Source organism: Catenuloplanes japonicus (genome assembly GCF_000717135.1).
Taxonomy (GTDB): domain Bacteria; phylum Actinomycetota; class Actinomycetes; order Mycobacteriales; family Micromonosporaceae; genus Catenuloplanes; species Catenuloplanes japonicus.
This window is the reverse complement of sequence record NZ_JNXY01000004.1, coordinates 40,790-53,792: the sequence shown is the minus strand read 5'-3', so window position 1 is coordinate 53,792 and position 13,003 is coordinate 40,790. Positions and strand designations below refer to the sequence as shown.

At 71.5% G+C, this 13,003-nt stretch carries 14 protein-coding genes; 5 read left to right on the top strand and 9 right to left on the bottom strand.

Annotation, left to right across the window (positions count from 1 at the left end):
* Nucleotides 1-63 precede the first annotated feature (63 nt).
* Genes OP04_RS06915 through OP04_RS06900 form a run of 4 tightly spaced genes read right to left on the bottom strand, consistent with a single transcriptional unit; the run spans nt 64 to nt 3,163 of the window.
* A complete protein-coding gene (locus OP04_RS06915) occupies nt 64-837 on the bottom strand; it encodes an ABC transporter permease (protein WP_033338705.1) in 774 nt (257 codons plus the stop codon).
* Nucleotides 834-1,763 (bottom strand): daunorubicin resistance protein DrrA family ABC transporter ATP-binding protein, encoded by a 930-nt coding sequence (locus OP04_RS06910; protein WP_033338704.1) that lies wholly within the window; start codon nt 1,761-1,763, stop codon nt 834-836. The genes OP04_RS06915 and OP04_RS06910 overlap by 4 nt, the downstream gene beginning before the upstream one ends.
* Nucleotides 1,760-2,602 (bottom strand): DUF4097 family beta strand repeat-containing protein, encoded by an 843-nt coding sequence (locus tag OP04_RS06905; RefSeq protein WP_033338703.1) that lies wholly within the window; start codon nt 2,600-2,602, stop codon nt 1,760-1,762. The genes OP04_RS06910 and OP04_RS06905 overlap by 4 nt, the downstream gene beginning before the upstream one ends.
* Before the next feature lie 54 nt (nt 2,603-2,656).
* On the bottom strand, nt 2,657-3,163 hold the full coding sequence (locus OP04_RS06900) for a ribbon-helix-helix protein, CopG family (RefSeq protein ID WP_033338702.1): 507 nt from the start codon (nt 3,161-3,163) through the stop codon (nt 2,657-2,659).
* 138 nt (nt 3,164-3,301) lie between these two features.
* Between OP04_RS06900 and OP04_RS06895 the strand changes: the two genes are divergently transcribed.
* Nucleotides 3,302-4,003, top strand: coding sequence for an FKBP-type peptidyl-prolyl cis-trans isomerase (locus OP04_RS06895; protein WP_051797219.1), 702 nt, complete (start codon nt 3,302-3,304; stop codon nt 4,001-4,003).
* A 1-nt stretch (nt 4,004) separates the two neighbouring features.
* Here OP04_RS06895 and OP04_RS06890 read toward each other — a convergent pair whose 3' ends face one another.
* Together OP04_RS06890 and OP04_RS06885 are read right to left on the bottom strand one after the other, a co-directional pair.
* Nucleotides 4,005-4,454, bottom strand: coding sequence for an HIT family protein (locus tag OP04_RS06890; RefSeq protein ID WP_033338701.1), 450 nt, complete (start codon nt 4,452-4,454; stop codon nt 4,005-4,007).
* 148 nt (nt 4,455-4,602) lie between these two features.
* Nucleotides 4,603-5,784 (bottom strand): cytochrome P450, encoded by a 1,182-nt coding sequence (locus OP04_RS06885; RefSeq protein WP_033338700.1) that lies wholly within the window; start codon nt 5,782-5,784, stop codon nt 4,603-4,605.
* Nucleotides 5,785-5,968: 184 nt separating this feature from the next.
* Here OP04_RS06885 and OP04_RS06880 point away from each other — a divergent pair, with 184 nt between their 5' ends.
* Nucleotides 5,969-6,667, top strand: a complete 699-nt coding sequence (locus OP04_RS06880) for a GbsR/MarR family transcriptional regulator (protein WP_033338699.1) — start codon at nt 5,969-5,971, stop codon at nt 6,665-6,667.
* Here OP04_RS06880 and OP04_RS06875 read toward each other — a convergent pair.
* Together OP04_RS06875 and OP04_RS06870 are read right to left on the bottom strand one after the other, a co-directional pair.
* Nucleotides 6,653-9,604 (bottom strand): EAL domain-containing protein, encoded by a 2,952-nt coding sequence (locus OP04_RS06875; protein WP_033338698.1) that lies wholly within the window; start codon nt 9,602-9,604, stop codon nt 6,653-6,655. The two genes, OP04_RS06880 and OP04_RS06875, sit on opposite strands and share 15 nt — an antisense overlap.
* Nucleotides 9,605-9,663: 59 nt before the next feature.
* The gene (locus OP04_RS06870) at nt 9,664-10,479 is read right to left on the bottom strand and encodes an enoyl-CoA hydratase/isomerase family protein (protein ID WP_033338697.1); all 816 of its coding nucleotides are present in this window, start codon (nt 10,477-10,479) and stop codon (nt 9,664-9,666) included.
* A gap of 132 nt (nt 10,480-10,611) precedes the next feature.
* On the opposite strand from OP04_RS06870, the gene OP04_RS06865 reads away from it, so the two are divergent.
* Nucleotides 10,612-10,986, top strand: coding sequence for a winged helix-turn-helix transcriptional regulator (locus OP04_RS06865; protein WP_033338696.1), 375 nt, complete (start codon nt 10,612-10,614; stop codon nt 10,984-10,986).
* 424 nt (nt 10,987-11,410) lie between these two features.
* Here the strand turns inward: OP04_RS06865 and OP04_RS06860 are convergent, their stop codons facing one another.
* On the bottom strand, nt 11,411-11,761 hold the full coding sequence (locus OP04_RS06860; protein ID WP_033338695.1) for a DoxX family protein: 351 nt from the start codon (nt 11,759-11,761) through the stop codon (nt 11,411-11,413).
* Between the two features lie 95 nt (nt 11,762-11,856).
* On the opposite strand from OP04_RS06860, the gene OP04_RS06855 reads away from it, so the two are divergent.
* Nucleotides 11,857-12,306 (top strand): MarR family winged helix-turn-helix transcriptional regulator, encoded by a 450-nt coding sequence (locus tag OP04_RS06855; protein WP_198153755.1) that lies wholly within the window; start codon nt 11,857-11,859, stop codon nt 12,304-12,306.
* 40 nt (nt 12,307-12,346) lie between these two features.
* Nucleotides 12,347-13,003 carry an NADPH-dependent F420 reductase gene (locus tag OP04_RS06850; RefSeq protein WP_033338693.1) on the top strand — a complete coding sequence of 219 codons (657 nt, stop codon included), beginning with the start codon at nt 12,347-12,349 and terminating at the stop codon, nt 13,001-13,003.

Here is a 13,003-nt window from a genome sequence, read left to right as displayed (position 1 = left end):
GTGGCCTGATCCTTTGATCTGGTTTTGGGCATGGGGGTGCCCTGGGAAGGGGTTTTGCGGGGGTCAGGAAGCGCGGTCGAAGAGGCGCTTGGACCAGAGGTAGCCGCCGAGCGCGATCACGGCGCACCACGCGAGCGCGATCCAGACGGTGTTGCCGACCGGCGCGTCCGTCAGCAGGCCGCGCAGCGCCTCGATGATCGGGGTGAACGGCTGGTACTCGGCGAACCACCGCACCGCGGCCGGCATCGAGTCGGTGGGGACGAAACCGCTGCCCAGGAACGGCAGCAGCACGAGGACCATGGGCGTGTTGCTGGCGGTCTCGACCGTGCCGGCGGCCAGGCCGAGCGCGACGCACAGCCAGACGAACGCGAACGCCAGCACGGTCAGGAAACCGGCCGTGGCCAGCCATTCGAGCGGGCCGGCGGTGGGCCGGAAGCCGACTGCCAGCGCGACCAGGGTCACGATGCCCACCGCGAGCATCGCCTGGAGCACGCTGCCGATCACGTGGCCGGTCAGCACGGAGACGCGGGCGATGTGCATGGTGCGGAACCGGGTGATGATGCCCTCGGTCATGTCCATCGCGACCGAGATCGCGGTGCCCTGCACGGTGGACATCACGGTCATCATGATGATCGCCGGTGCCACGTAGTTGGCGTAGGCGGCACGCCCGCCGCCGTTGATGCCGGCGCCGAGCGTCTCGCCGAGGATGAACACGAACAGCAGCAGGAAGATGACGGGCATGGCCACGAGCGTCACGGTCATCGAGGGGTATCGGAGCATGCGCTTGAGGTTGCGGCGCAGCATCGTCGCGGAGTCGCGCACCGGATAGGTCGTCATGTCGGTTGTCCCGTCAGCGCGAGGAAGACGTCGTCCAGGTCGGGGGTGTGCACGGACAGCTCGTCGACCTCGACCGCGCGGTCGTCGAGCCGGTCGATGAGCGTCTTGAGCGCGCGCATGCTGCCGTCGTTCGGCACGCGGAGCGCCAGCGTGTCGGGGTCGGGAACGGCCTCGGGCAGCGCCTGCCGTGCCGCCTCCAGATCCTGCGGCGCGGCGAACGTCAGGCGCACGTGGCCGCCGGGGATGCGGCGTTTCAGCTCCTCCGCGGTGCCCTCGGCGACGATCCGGCCGTGGTCGAGGACCGCGATCCGGTCCGCCAGCTCGTCCGCCTCCTCCAGGTACTGCGTGGTGAGGAAGATGGTGACGCCGCCGGCCACCAGGTCGCGGACGATCTGCCACATGTCGCGGCGGCTGCGCGGGTCGAGCCCGGTGGTCGGCTCGTCCAGGAAGATCACCTGCGGGCTGCCGGCCAGCGTCATCGCCAGGTCGAGTCGGCGCAGCATGCCGCCGGAGTAGGCCGAGGCCGGTTTCCGCGCGGCCTCGGTGAGGCCGAACCGCGCCAGCAGATCGGTGGTGGTCCGGCGGCCCTCGGCCCGGCCGAGGTGGTGCAGGTCCGCCATCAGGCGGAGGTTCTCCTCGCCGGTGAGCAGCTTGTCGACGGCGGAGAACTGGCCGGTGACGCCGATCGCGGCGCGCACCGCGTCCGGCGCGCGGACCGGGTCGTGCCCGGCGACCCGGACCTCCCCGGCGTCCGCGGCCAGCAGCGTGGACATGATCTTGACAGTGGTGGTCTTGCCGGCGCCGTTGGCACCCAGGAGCGAGAAGACCGATCCCGGGGGTACGTGCAGGTCGATGCCGTCGAGGACGGTGTGCTTCCCGAACGACTTCCGCAGCGCGGTGACGGCGATGGCCGGAGCGCCCTTCATGCGCGGTGGATGAGGACGTCGCCGAACGCGGTGCGCCCGCGGACCTCGACGGTCCGGCCGTCGCCGGCGGGGCCGGACGTGCTGGTCAGGTCGTTGCGGACGTGACCGAAGCCGGTGTTGACCTCCAGCCACGCGGCCACGCCCTCGGCGATGCCCACGTCCAGGTCGCCGTTGCCGGAGGCGAGCGTGATCGCACCGCCGTTCACCCGGCCGAGGCGGATGGCGCCGTTCGAGGTCTTCGCGTCCACGCCGGCGCCCGCGTTCCCCACCTGGATCTCGCCGTTCGCGGACCGGACCCGCAGGTCGCCGGCCACGGTCTCGACCGTGGTGTCACCGTTGGAGTTCTTGATGACCGCGCCGCCGCCCACCGCGCCTATCCGGACCCGGCCGGTCCCGGTGTGGATGTCCGCGTCACCGGCGATCTCGTCCGCCGTGACGTGCCCGGCCGAGACGTCCACGTGCAGCGCGCCGGTGCGCTCCACCCGGACGTTGCCGGCCGACAGCTTGAGCGACGACTTCCCGAGCCGGCCCGTGCACCGGTAGTCGCCCGCGTCCACCTTCCCGGACAGGCGGGAGTCGGTCGGCAGCGCGATCGTCACCTCGACGGACCGGGTCTTGCGGGAGAAGTCGAACATCCGCTTCGGGCCGGTGACCCGCAGCGTGCCGTCCGTGTAGTCGACCCGGATCTGCCCGGCCGCCTCCACGTCGGAGGCGTCGTTCTCGTCGCTGGTCCGGACCTCGACCACGGTGTCGGTGCGGTCGGCCGCGGTGACCCGGATGTCGCCGGCGCTGAGCTCGATGATGACGTCGATCGATTCGGGCGTCTGGTAAACAGGCATGGTGGTCCCCTTGTGATGAGTGGGTTGTGGTGTTTCCGCAGGTAGTTGCGGGTGTTAGCTGACCCAGCCGGTGAAGTGCTGCTGTCCGCGCCGGGTGGCGGCGGGCGGGGCCTGATCGCGGTCCGCACGCTGCACACCGGCCGCGGCGGCCCGGACCAGCCAGGCGTTGACCGAACGTCCCTCACGCGCCGCGGCCTCCTCGACCGCGGCCTTGAGCTGCTCCGGCAGCCGCACGTTGATCCGCGCGACCGGCCCGTCCTCGGCGAACGCCGGCTCGGCGTCCGTGGTGTCCCCGGTGCGGGGGGCCTGCGGCTCGGCCGGCGCCGCGGCCACGACGAACGACGGGTCCCGTCCGCGCAGCCGCAGCTCCACCGAGCCGGGCGCGAGGTCCCGGGTGATCTCGTCGGCCGCCGCCGCCAGCGCTTCCAGCAGCGTCATCCGGATCGCCGACTCCAGCGGCCCGGTCAAGCGCTCGACCAGCGCACGCGCCTCGTCGCCACCCGATTCTGCCAGCGTGGCGAACTCACGCCCGAGGTTGTTCACATACGTGGTCAAGTTCATGGCATCATGGTGGCACACGCTTGGCACCGCCCGCAAGACATCTTGGCACCATTCTGGTGCCATCCTGGCGCATCTGCAGGTCAAGGCCATGATGGCGGGCTTCTGTCGCGTGTGGGACGGATATCGTATTGTCGGGCGGTGTCAGATCCTGAAGCCAGCCGCGTCGCTGCCAAACGTCCTGCCGGCCCCTCGCGGGGAGGCGCCACCGGCCCGCCGTCGAAGACCAAGGCGGAGAAACGGGCCGAGGCCAAGGCCGCCAGGGCACGCGCGCTGGCGAGGCGGAAGCGCCGCGCGGTGCTGACCACCGCCGGCTCCGCGGTGGCCGTCGTCGCCGTCGTCGTCGGCCTGGTCGCCTGGATCGCCTACGCGATATCGCAGACCGAGACCCCCGTCGCGACCCCGAGCGCCGACCCCGCCCCGGCCGTGACCGAGTCCACCGCGCCGTTCCCGCCGGTCCCCGCCGGCGCCGACCCCGCGCTGAGCACGAAGCCGGCCGCGACCGCCGGCACCGGCCCCGTCACCGCGCTCAAGGCGACACCGATCGTCCAGGGCGCCGGCGCGGCCGTCCAGGCCGGACAGACGATCACCGTGAACTACGTCGGCGTCACCTACGCCGACGGCCAGGAGTTCGACTCGTCCTGGAACAGCGCGCAGCCGTTCACGTTCCAGCTCGGCGCCGGCAACGTCATCCAGGGCTGGGACCAGGGGCTGGTCGGCGCCACCGTCGGCAGTCGCATCCAGCTCGACATCCCCGCCGACCTCGCCTACGGCGACAACCCCAGCGGCGGCCAGCCCGCCGGCACGCTCCGCTTCATCGTCGACATCCTCTCCGCCTCCTGACTCAGTCGTCCTCCCTCAGCTGATCCCGCAGGGCCACGGCAAGAATGTCCTGGTCCTGCGGGGAGACGCGCTGCTCCTCGTCCGCGCCGAGACAGGCGAAGACGCGCGGCCCGCGGTGCTCGACCGGAAGGCCGGGCATCCGCGGGACCACGTGAAAGTGCACGTGCGCGAACCCTTCCTTCTCCGCGAACTGCATCAGATACGTCTTCGTGCACCCGGTCACGGCCCGCAGCGCCCGGGAGAGCCGCACCTGCCAGACCCCGAGCGCCGCCGCCTCCGCGTCCGTCAGCTCCGCGATCGACTCGACGTGCCGCCGCGGCAGCAGAATCAGCCACCCCGGCAGCGCCGTGTCAAAGGCGTGGGCGACCCGCCAGTACCCGTCCGCCGCGACCAGCTCACGCGGCGGCAGCGCGTCGATCGCCCGATTGTGATGACAGGCGTAACAGTCCATTGCCGGCACGCTAATGCCCTGCGCCGGCCGTGCCGGAAACCGCAAGGAACAAAACCCTGGAAGCGAATTTTCCCACTTCGCGGTGGTGGCGGTCCGCACGCCCAGCTTCGGGCACCTCTTCCACGACTGGGGATTTGATCTTCGGTGGTCAGGCGTCCCAGGTGATCGGGAGGGATTTGACGCCGAAGATGTCGGCGGTTTCGGGGCGGAGGACGACCTCGGTGGCGGGGACGGCCAGGCGGAGCGTGGGGAAGCGGGATAACAGGGCCGTCAGCGCGACGGTCAGTTCCACGCGGGCGAGCTGCTGGCCGAGGCACTGGTGGATACCGTGGCCGAAGGCCAGGTGGCCGTGGTGTTCGCGGTCCAGCGTGAGTGTGCCGGGGGAGTCGAAGCGTGCCGGGTCGTGGTTGGCCGTGTGGTAGGAGAGCACGACCGTGGTGCCGGCCTCGATCAGGTGGCCGTCGAGTGAGACGTCCTCCAGCGCGGTCCGCATGAACGTCTTGGCCACGCTCAGGTAGCGCAGCAGTTCCTCGACCGCGCGGGCCGGGTCGGTGTGCAGCGCGGCGATCTGGGCCGGGTTCTCCAGGAGCGCGAACGTGCCGAGGGACAGCATGTTCGCGGTGGTGTCGAAGCCGGCGGCGAGCAGGAGCAGCGCCATGCCCTGCAGCTCCTCGTCGGTCAGGTCGGTGTCGGTGAGCTCGCTGAGGATGTCGTCGGTCGGGTGGGCGCGTTTGGCACGCACGAGCTCACCGAGGTAGGTCTGCGTGGCCGTGTAGGCGGCGATCAGCTCTTCCATGCCGGCCTCGCCGCCCATGAACGTGTCGATCTGCTCCTGGAACGCGTCCCGGTCCTCGTAGGGCACGCCGAGCAGCTCGCAGATCATGATGGTGGGGATGGGCTTGGCGAACGCGCTCACCAGGTCGACCGGCGGCCCGGCCTTCTCCATCGCGTCCAGGCGCTCCGCGGTGATCTGTTCGACGCGCGCGGTGAGCAGCCGCATGCGCCGCACGGTGAAGCGGCGGATCAGCGGTTTGCGGTAGCGGCCGTGGTCCGGCTCGTCCATCAGCAGGAACTCGCCGGGTGGTGCGGGCGGGACCCGGAAGTCGCCGACGTTCAGCAGGTCCTTGCGGGTGCTGAACCGGGGATCGGCCAGGACCGCGCGGGTCAGGTCGTAGCCGGTGACCAGCCAGCCGGGGCGGCCGTGCGAGTGGGTGAAGCGGCTGATCGGGCCGTGGCGCTGCGCGTCGCTCAGCTCCGGCGGCGGGTCGAACGGGCACCCGGCCCGGCGTGCGGCGGGCATGGCCGGGACGGTGTGGACGGACTCGCTCATGACGTCTCCCCGTATCGCGATAGTACGCGTTTGTTCCTGGTTGAAAGCTACGGCCCTCAAAGAACGGGTGTCAATCGCCGGAACCACAAAAGCCCAGCCCAGAGCCGTAAAACTGGAGCAATGACGGTGACACCGAACGCAATGTCGCGTTGCAATGGCTGACGCCGAAGGCAATACTGTCCGCATGCCCGGAGGACGGTTGACCCAGCAGGAACGGCACCGGATCGCGGCCGGGCTCGCGGCCCGCCTCTCCTACGCGGAGATCGCCCGGCGGCTCGGCCGCCCCACCTCGACGATCAGCCGCGAGATCGCCCGCAACGGCGGCCCGGCCGGCTACCGGCCCCAGCGCGCGCACCGGGCGACCGCGGCCAGGGCGCGCCGCATCCCGGTCGCGCCGTTCCCGGCAGGTGCGCCCGAGGGGCGCATCGACGAGGAGATGGTCGAGCTCGCGGTCCGTTCCGGGCTGCCCCGGATCACCGCGCGCGTGCACATCGACCTGCTGCTGGCCGAGGACGGCCGGCGCACCGCGGCCGAGCTGACCCGGCGGCTCAAGGTCAGCCCGGCCTCCGTGTCCGTGGCCGTGAACTCGCTGGTCGAATACGGTTACGTGCGCCGCGAGCGCGACCCGGAGCGGCGGCGGGACGTGTATGTCGTGGACGACGAGTCCTGGTACGTCTCCGTCGTGATCAGCTCACGGCAGACGCTCGAGGCGGCGCGGGCCGCGATCGACGGCGCGGAGGCGGTCGGGCCGGACACCCCGGTCGGCCGGCGGCTGGCCCGGGGCGGCGCGTTCCTGCAACAGATCATCCTGGACACGCTGGAGTCGGCCACCCGCTGGCGCGGCCTGCTGTCCGAGCCGCCGCCGGGCTCAGGCCCGCGTTAGCGCCGGGATCTCCGCCGGCCACACCGGCTTCGAGAACAGGTAGCCCTGCCCGTACGGGCAGCCCATCCGCTGCAACGTCTCCCGCTGCTCCGCGTGCTCGATGCCCTCCGCGACCACGGTCAGATCGAGGTTGCCCGCGAGCGTCACGATCGCCTCGACCAGCGCCCGCTGCTGCCGGCTCTCGATGATGTCGTCGATGAACGACTTGTCGATCTTTAGCACGTCGACCGGGATCTGCCGCAGGTAGCTCAGCGACGAGTACCCGGTGCCGAAGTCGTCGATCGCGATCCGCACGCCCAGCGCCCGCAGCACCGCCAGGTCCGCGATCACCTGGTCCGCGTCGCGCAGCACCAGGCTCTCGGTGATCTCCAGCAGCAGAGACGACGGTGCCGCACCCGCGGCGGACAGCGCCTCGCGCACCCGGTCGACGAACCCGGGCTGACGGAACTGGCGGGCGGACACGTTCACGCTGACGTAGCGCAGCGTGTCCAGGTCCCACGCGGCGAACTGGCGCAAGGCCTCGCGCAGCACCCACTCGCCGATGCCGGCGATCGCGCCGCTCTCCTCCGCCAGCTCGATGAAGTGGTACGGCCCGAGCAACCCCCGCTCCGGATGCTGCCAGCGCACCAGCGCCTCCAGCCCGACGACCGCGCTGCTGTGCACGTCCACGATCGGCTGGTACTGCAGCACGAACTGCTCCTGGTCGACCGCCTCCTGCAGCGCCTGCCGCAGCGCCAGCCGCTCGATCATCGCGGTGTGCAGGTCGTGCCGGTATCGCTTCCAGTCGCCCTTGCCCGCGCCCTTGGCCAGGTAGAGCGCCAGATCGGCGTGCCGCAGCAGCTCCGTCGGGTGCTCCGCGTCCGCGCTGGTCGCCACGCCGACGCTGGCCGCGCCGCTGACCGTGAACGTGCCGCCGATGCCGTCGCTGACCTCGGCCGGCACGCCCAGCGCCGCGATCACGGCCGCGGCGATGTCCTCCGCACCGCCGTCCTCGGCCGAGTGCTCGACCAGGATCGCGAACTCGTCGCCGCCCATCCGCGCGGCCGTGTTGTACTTCCCGGCAGCCTGCGTGATCCGGTCGGCGACCGTGATCAGCAGCTGGTCGCCGATCGCGTGCCCGAGCGTGTCGTTGACCTCCTTGAAGTCGTCCAGGTCCACGAAGAGCACGCCGATGGTGGCGCCGGCCAGCGCCGCGCGCACGTAGGCCTGCTCCAGCCGGTCGCGGAACAGCACCCGGTTCGCCAGCCCGGTCAGGCTGTCGTGGAACGCCTGGTGGGTGAGGTCGTTCTCGAGGCGGCGGCGTTCGGTCACGTCCCGGATGGTGAGCACCAGACCTCGTACCGTGGGATCGTCGTGGAGGTCCCGGACGGTGCACTCGACCTGGAGCAGCCGGCGGTCCGCGCGCACCGCGGTGAGGTCCACGCCCTCGGCGGACCGGCGGCCGCGCAGCGCCTCGTGATGGGTGTCCGCGATGATCCGCAGCAGCGGCATGCCGTGCAGGTCCGGGTAGCCGAGCAGCGTGCTCGCGGACGGGCTGGCGTAGCGGATGCAACCGTCCTCGCCCACGATCAGGATCACGTCGGACGCGCTCTGGATCAGCGTGCGGAAATACGCCTCGCCGTCGCGCCGGCTGACCTCGCCCGCGAGCGCGATCCGCTGCAGCACGGTGCCGATCTGCACGTGCAGCGCCTCCAGCGCGGGCCGCACCTCACGCAGCGCGTCCAGCGGCGCGGCCAGCTGCAGCGTGGCGGCCCGCAGCGGCGCGCCCGGCAGGATCATGTAGGCCTCGAGCTGGTGCGGGAAGTCCGTGGCCGGGACCAGCCGCAGGCCGGGCCGGAACGGGCCGCACCGGGTCGGCTCGTGCCCGATCCGGTACTTCGTGCCCGCCGGCAGGAACCCCTCCACCGTGGCCGCGACCGCGGCGGCCAGCTCCTCGTGCGTGGTGGCGGCCGCCAGCCTCTCCGCGGCCCGGCGCAGCGCGCGCTCCCGGTCCTCCGCCCGGCGCTGCGCGGTCAGCAGCCCGTGCACCCGCGCCATGGCCAGCACGAACATCAGCCCGGCCGCGGCCGCGATCACCGGCGCGTCGACCACCTCACCGTGCACGAACTCGACCAGCAGCACGGCCGGCGCGATCAGCGACGCCGCGGTCAGCAGCGCCAGCCGGCGGACCGCACCCCGCGCGCCGGAGTCCGGCACCGGCGCGGCCGGGTCGGTGAGCGTGATCATCGAGGGTTGCAGCGCGGCGAGACCGGCGCAGCCGTACATGATGATCCACCCGAGGTCTATCGGTCCGCCTATCGCCCAGTTCGCGTTGAGCCGGTTGAGGCTGAACACGACGTCCGAGAAGAGCAGCCCCAGCACGGCCACGGTCAGCAGCTGCACCGGCGCCGCCTTGCGCCCCGGCACGCTCAGCAGCCGGAGCAGAAACCCCAGAGCCAGAAGATCGCAGACGGGGTACGCCACGGAGAACGCCTTCTCCACCAGCGTCAGATCGGTCGCGCGCGCGTACGGGGCGATCAGGTACACCCAGGTCAGCAGCCCGAAACTCACGGTGGGCACCATCGCGTCCAGCAGCGCGGCCCGGTTGTGGTCGCCCGCGCGCGCCCGCACGAACAGCAGCAGGCCGCCGCCGAGCAGCAGGTAGACGAGCAGGTACAACACATCGGCGACGCCCGGGTACGGCGGCTGAACGCCGACCGTCAGGTACACGTTGTTGATCAGGTCGCCGGTGATGAACACGAGCAGCGCGGACGCGATCAGCACCCACGGCAGCCACTGGTCCGGGCGGTGCAGGCGCGCTCCGGCCAGGACCGCGGCGACCCCGGAGAGGCCGATCAGGGTCCAGAGCGCGACCCGCTGGTCCGGCCACGCGTAGTAGAGCGCGCTGAGCGCCGTCAGCCAGGCCAGATAGCCCGCGCGACCGTACCTGCTCCTCATGTACCCCTGATCGGCACCCTGGGGTCGTTCCTTTGCGTTCGTCCCGCTTCCGCGGCCCGTCAGACCGTGATCGACCGCAGCAGCTCCTCCAGGTGCCGCTCGCGGTCCGGCGTCTGGGCGCCGGCCGCGAGCGCGCCCCGGAGCAGCTTCTCCGCCGCGGGCCTGATGAACTGGCCCGCCCAGGCCTCGTGCTCGCGCCGCAAGCCGTCGGCCACGTCGTGCGGCGGCAGCGCGTGCTTCACGGCCGCGATCGTGCCCTCCGGCAGGTCCGCGACATTGCGGGCGAGCCGGTCCACGAACGCGTCGATCTCGTCCGCCGGCAGCGCGCGGTTGACCCAGCCGTAGCGGGCGGCCGTCTCCGCGTCGAACCGGTCCGCGCCGAGCACGATCTCCAGCGCGCGCTGCCGGCCGACGCGGTCCAGCAGGTATTGCGTGCCGCCACCGCCGGGCACGATGCCGCCCAGTGCCTCCATCTGCCCGAGCCCCGCGCGGCCGATCGCGGCGAAGCTCATGTCCGCCGCCGCGACGAACTCGGCCCCGCCGCCGCGCGCCAGCCCCTGCAGCTTGACGATCGTGACCTGCGGCAGCGCGCGGACGGCCTCGCCGAGCGCCTGGAAGACGTTGAGCCCGTCCGGTGCGCCCGCGGTCGGGTCGATCTCCGCGTCCACCAGCGTCATGTCGACGTGCGCGATGAAGAACTCCGGGTTTGCGCTCTCGAACACGACGACCCGCGCGGTGTCGTCCGTCCGCAGCGTGGCCAGCAGCGTCATCAGCTCGGTCATCATCGGCAGGCTGAGCACGTTGACCGGCGGATTGTCGATCGCGACGGTGACGACGCCGCGGTCGTGGGCCACGTGCAGGGTGGGCTGGTTCACGCCGGTCTCCGTTCGACGGCACGGGTTGCCGCGCCGCTAGGTATCTGATGTATACCTATCGTTGAGTGGCCGCCGGAAAGCGTCAATAACGCACTTTCACCATCGTAAGGATCGCGGAGGATACCTAGCGTGATGGAGTCCGACGACCCGGACTGGGTCTTCCGCGCCGACTGCCCCAGCCGCCCGATCCTCGACCAGATCGCGGACAAGTGGTCCCTGATGATCATGGCGGTGCTGGCCGAGCCGCGCCGCTTCAACGAGATCAAGCGCCGCCTGGAGGGCGTCACCCAGCGCGTCCTGACCCAGAACCTCCGCCGTCTGGAGCGCAACGGCATGATCGAGCGCCGTGTCCTGCCGACCTCGCCGGTCGGCGTCGAGTACTCGATGACGCCGCTCGGCGAGTCCCTCCGCGAGCCCTTCTCCCACCTGTACGACTGGACCGTCACCCACGCCGACGAGATCACCGCCCGCCAGCAGGCCTACGACGCACGGCCACCGGCCGGGTAGACGCGCGCCCACCGGCCGGAGGCGAGACGCGCGCCCGCGGGCCGGTCGGCCGCCTCCGCGCGTCTCGCCTCCGCGCGTCTCGCCTCCGCGCGTCTCGCCTCCGGCCGCTCCGCGCCCGAAATTTCGGTAAATAACGGCCCGTTGGAGAGTGCAAGACCTCAGCCTGGCGCCGAGACCTATAAATCGCGAAATTTCGGGCGCAGGGCGGGCCGGCGAGCTTGACAGTGCGAGCGGCCGCCCGTCGGCGTGACCGCGACCCGGCCCGGCCCGCGCTCGCGGCGCCCGGTCTGCCCGGCGAGGTCGCGGCTCGGTGTCGGCGCACGGACCTGACGGGCGGGCCGGCTCCTCGGCGTGCGGCGTGGTGCGGGGCGGCCGTACCGTGGCGGGATCTTGATCTTGATCTGGCCCTGCGGGCAGGACGAGGTCAGGCGGAGGCGATCGCGAGCGCGAGCGTGATCACGGCGAGCGTGGAGAGGATTGCGGGCAGGGGGATTCCCGCGGTGTCCCGGACCCGGATGTGGGCGATGACCGCGCCCGCGAAGTAGAGCGCGAGCCCGGCCGCGGCGGCGATGCCGAGGGGGCGCCACGCGATGCCGATCCACAGGCCGATGCCGCCGGCGATGTTGAGCAGGGCCAGGGGCGTGAAGAGCCGCGGGGGTACGCCGACGGTCGTCAGCACGCCGGCCACCCGGTCGACGCCGCGGATCTTGGCGATGGCGCTGCTGACGTTCATCAGGCCGTAGATCACGGCGGCGACGGTGTAGGCGACGAACATGGTGGAGCTCCCTCAATCGTTTTGTACCTGCAATCGTTGGAAGGCTACAACGATTTGATCAGCACAACAATTGAGGGCGTGGTTAGGATGTGTGGGTGACCTCGCCTCCGCGTACTGCCGTGATGGACCAGCTGGGCGTGCTGCTTGCCGGGCGCGGCGCGATCGCCGGCACCCGGGTGCGGGCCGCGCTGGCCGCCGAGGGGCTGACCATGCGGTCGCTCTACACGCTGACCCGGCTCACCGACGGTCCGCTCGGCCAGCAGGCGCTGATCGACGCGCTGGGGGTGGACCCGAGCGCGGTCGTCGCCGTCCTCAACGAGCTGGAGAACCTCGGACTGGTCTCCCGCAACCGCGACCCCGCCGACCGCCGCCGCCACATCGTCTCGATCACAGCCGGCGGCCTGTCGGTCCTGCACACCATCGAGAAGCTGCTCGACGACGCGGACAACGACCTGTTCGGCGCGCTCTCACCCGCCGAGCGTGACCAGCTCAACGGCCTGCTGCTCAAGGTCGCCGACGCCGCGAGCTGCTCCGACAAGTTCTGACTCAAGGAATGCGTGCGGTCCGCGCCGGGTTGGCCCGATCGTGACGACTATCGGATTGATCGGCAGCGGGAACATCGGTGGAACGGTCGCTCGGCTGGCGGTGAACGCCGGGTACGACGTGGTCCTCAGCAACAGCCGCGGCCCGGAGACGCTGGCGGACCTGGTCGGCGAGCTCGGCCCGAAGGCCCGCGCGGCGACCGCGGCGGAGGCGGCCGAGGCCGGCGACATCGTGGTGGTGACCGTGCCGCTGAAGGCGTACCGCGAGGTCCCGGTCGCGCCGCTGCGCGGCAAGGTCGTGATCGACACCAACAACTACTACCCGGACCGGGACGGCCGGTTCGCCGAGCTGGACGCGGAGGAGACCACCACCAGCGAGCTGCTCCAGGCGCACCTGCCGGAGTCGACGGTGGTCAAGGGCTTCAACAACATCTACTACCTGCACCTGGCCGGGCTCGCGCGCCCGTCCGGCAGCGCGGACCGGTCCGGACTGCCGATCGCCGGCGACGACGCGACCGCGAAGAAGACGGTGGCGGCGTTCCTGGACGCGATCGGCTACGACGCCCACGACGTGGGCGGGCTGGCCGAGAGCTGGCGCTTCCAGCGGGACACGCCCGCCTACGTCGCGCCCTACGGCGAGCCGGCCGGCACCGCGACCGCGGCCTACCTGAGCGAGCGCCTGGCCGAGGCGAAGCGGTAG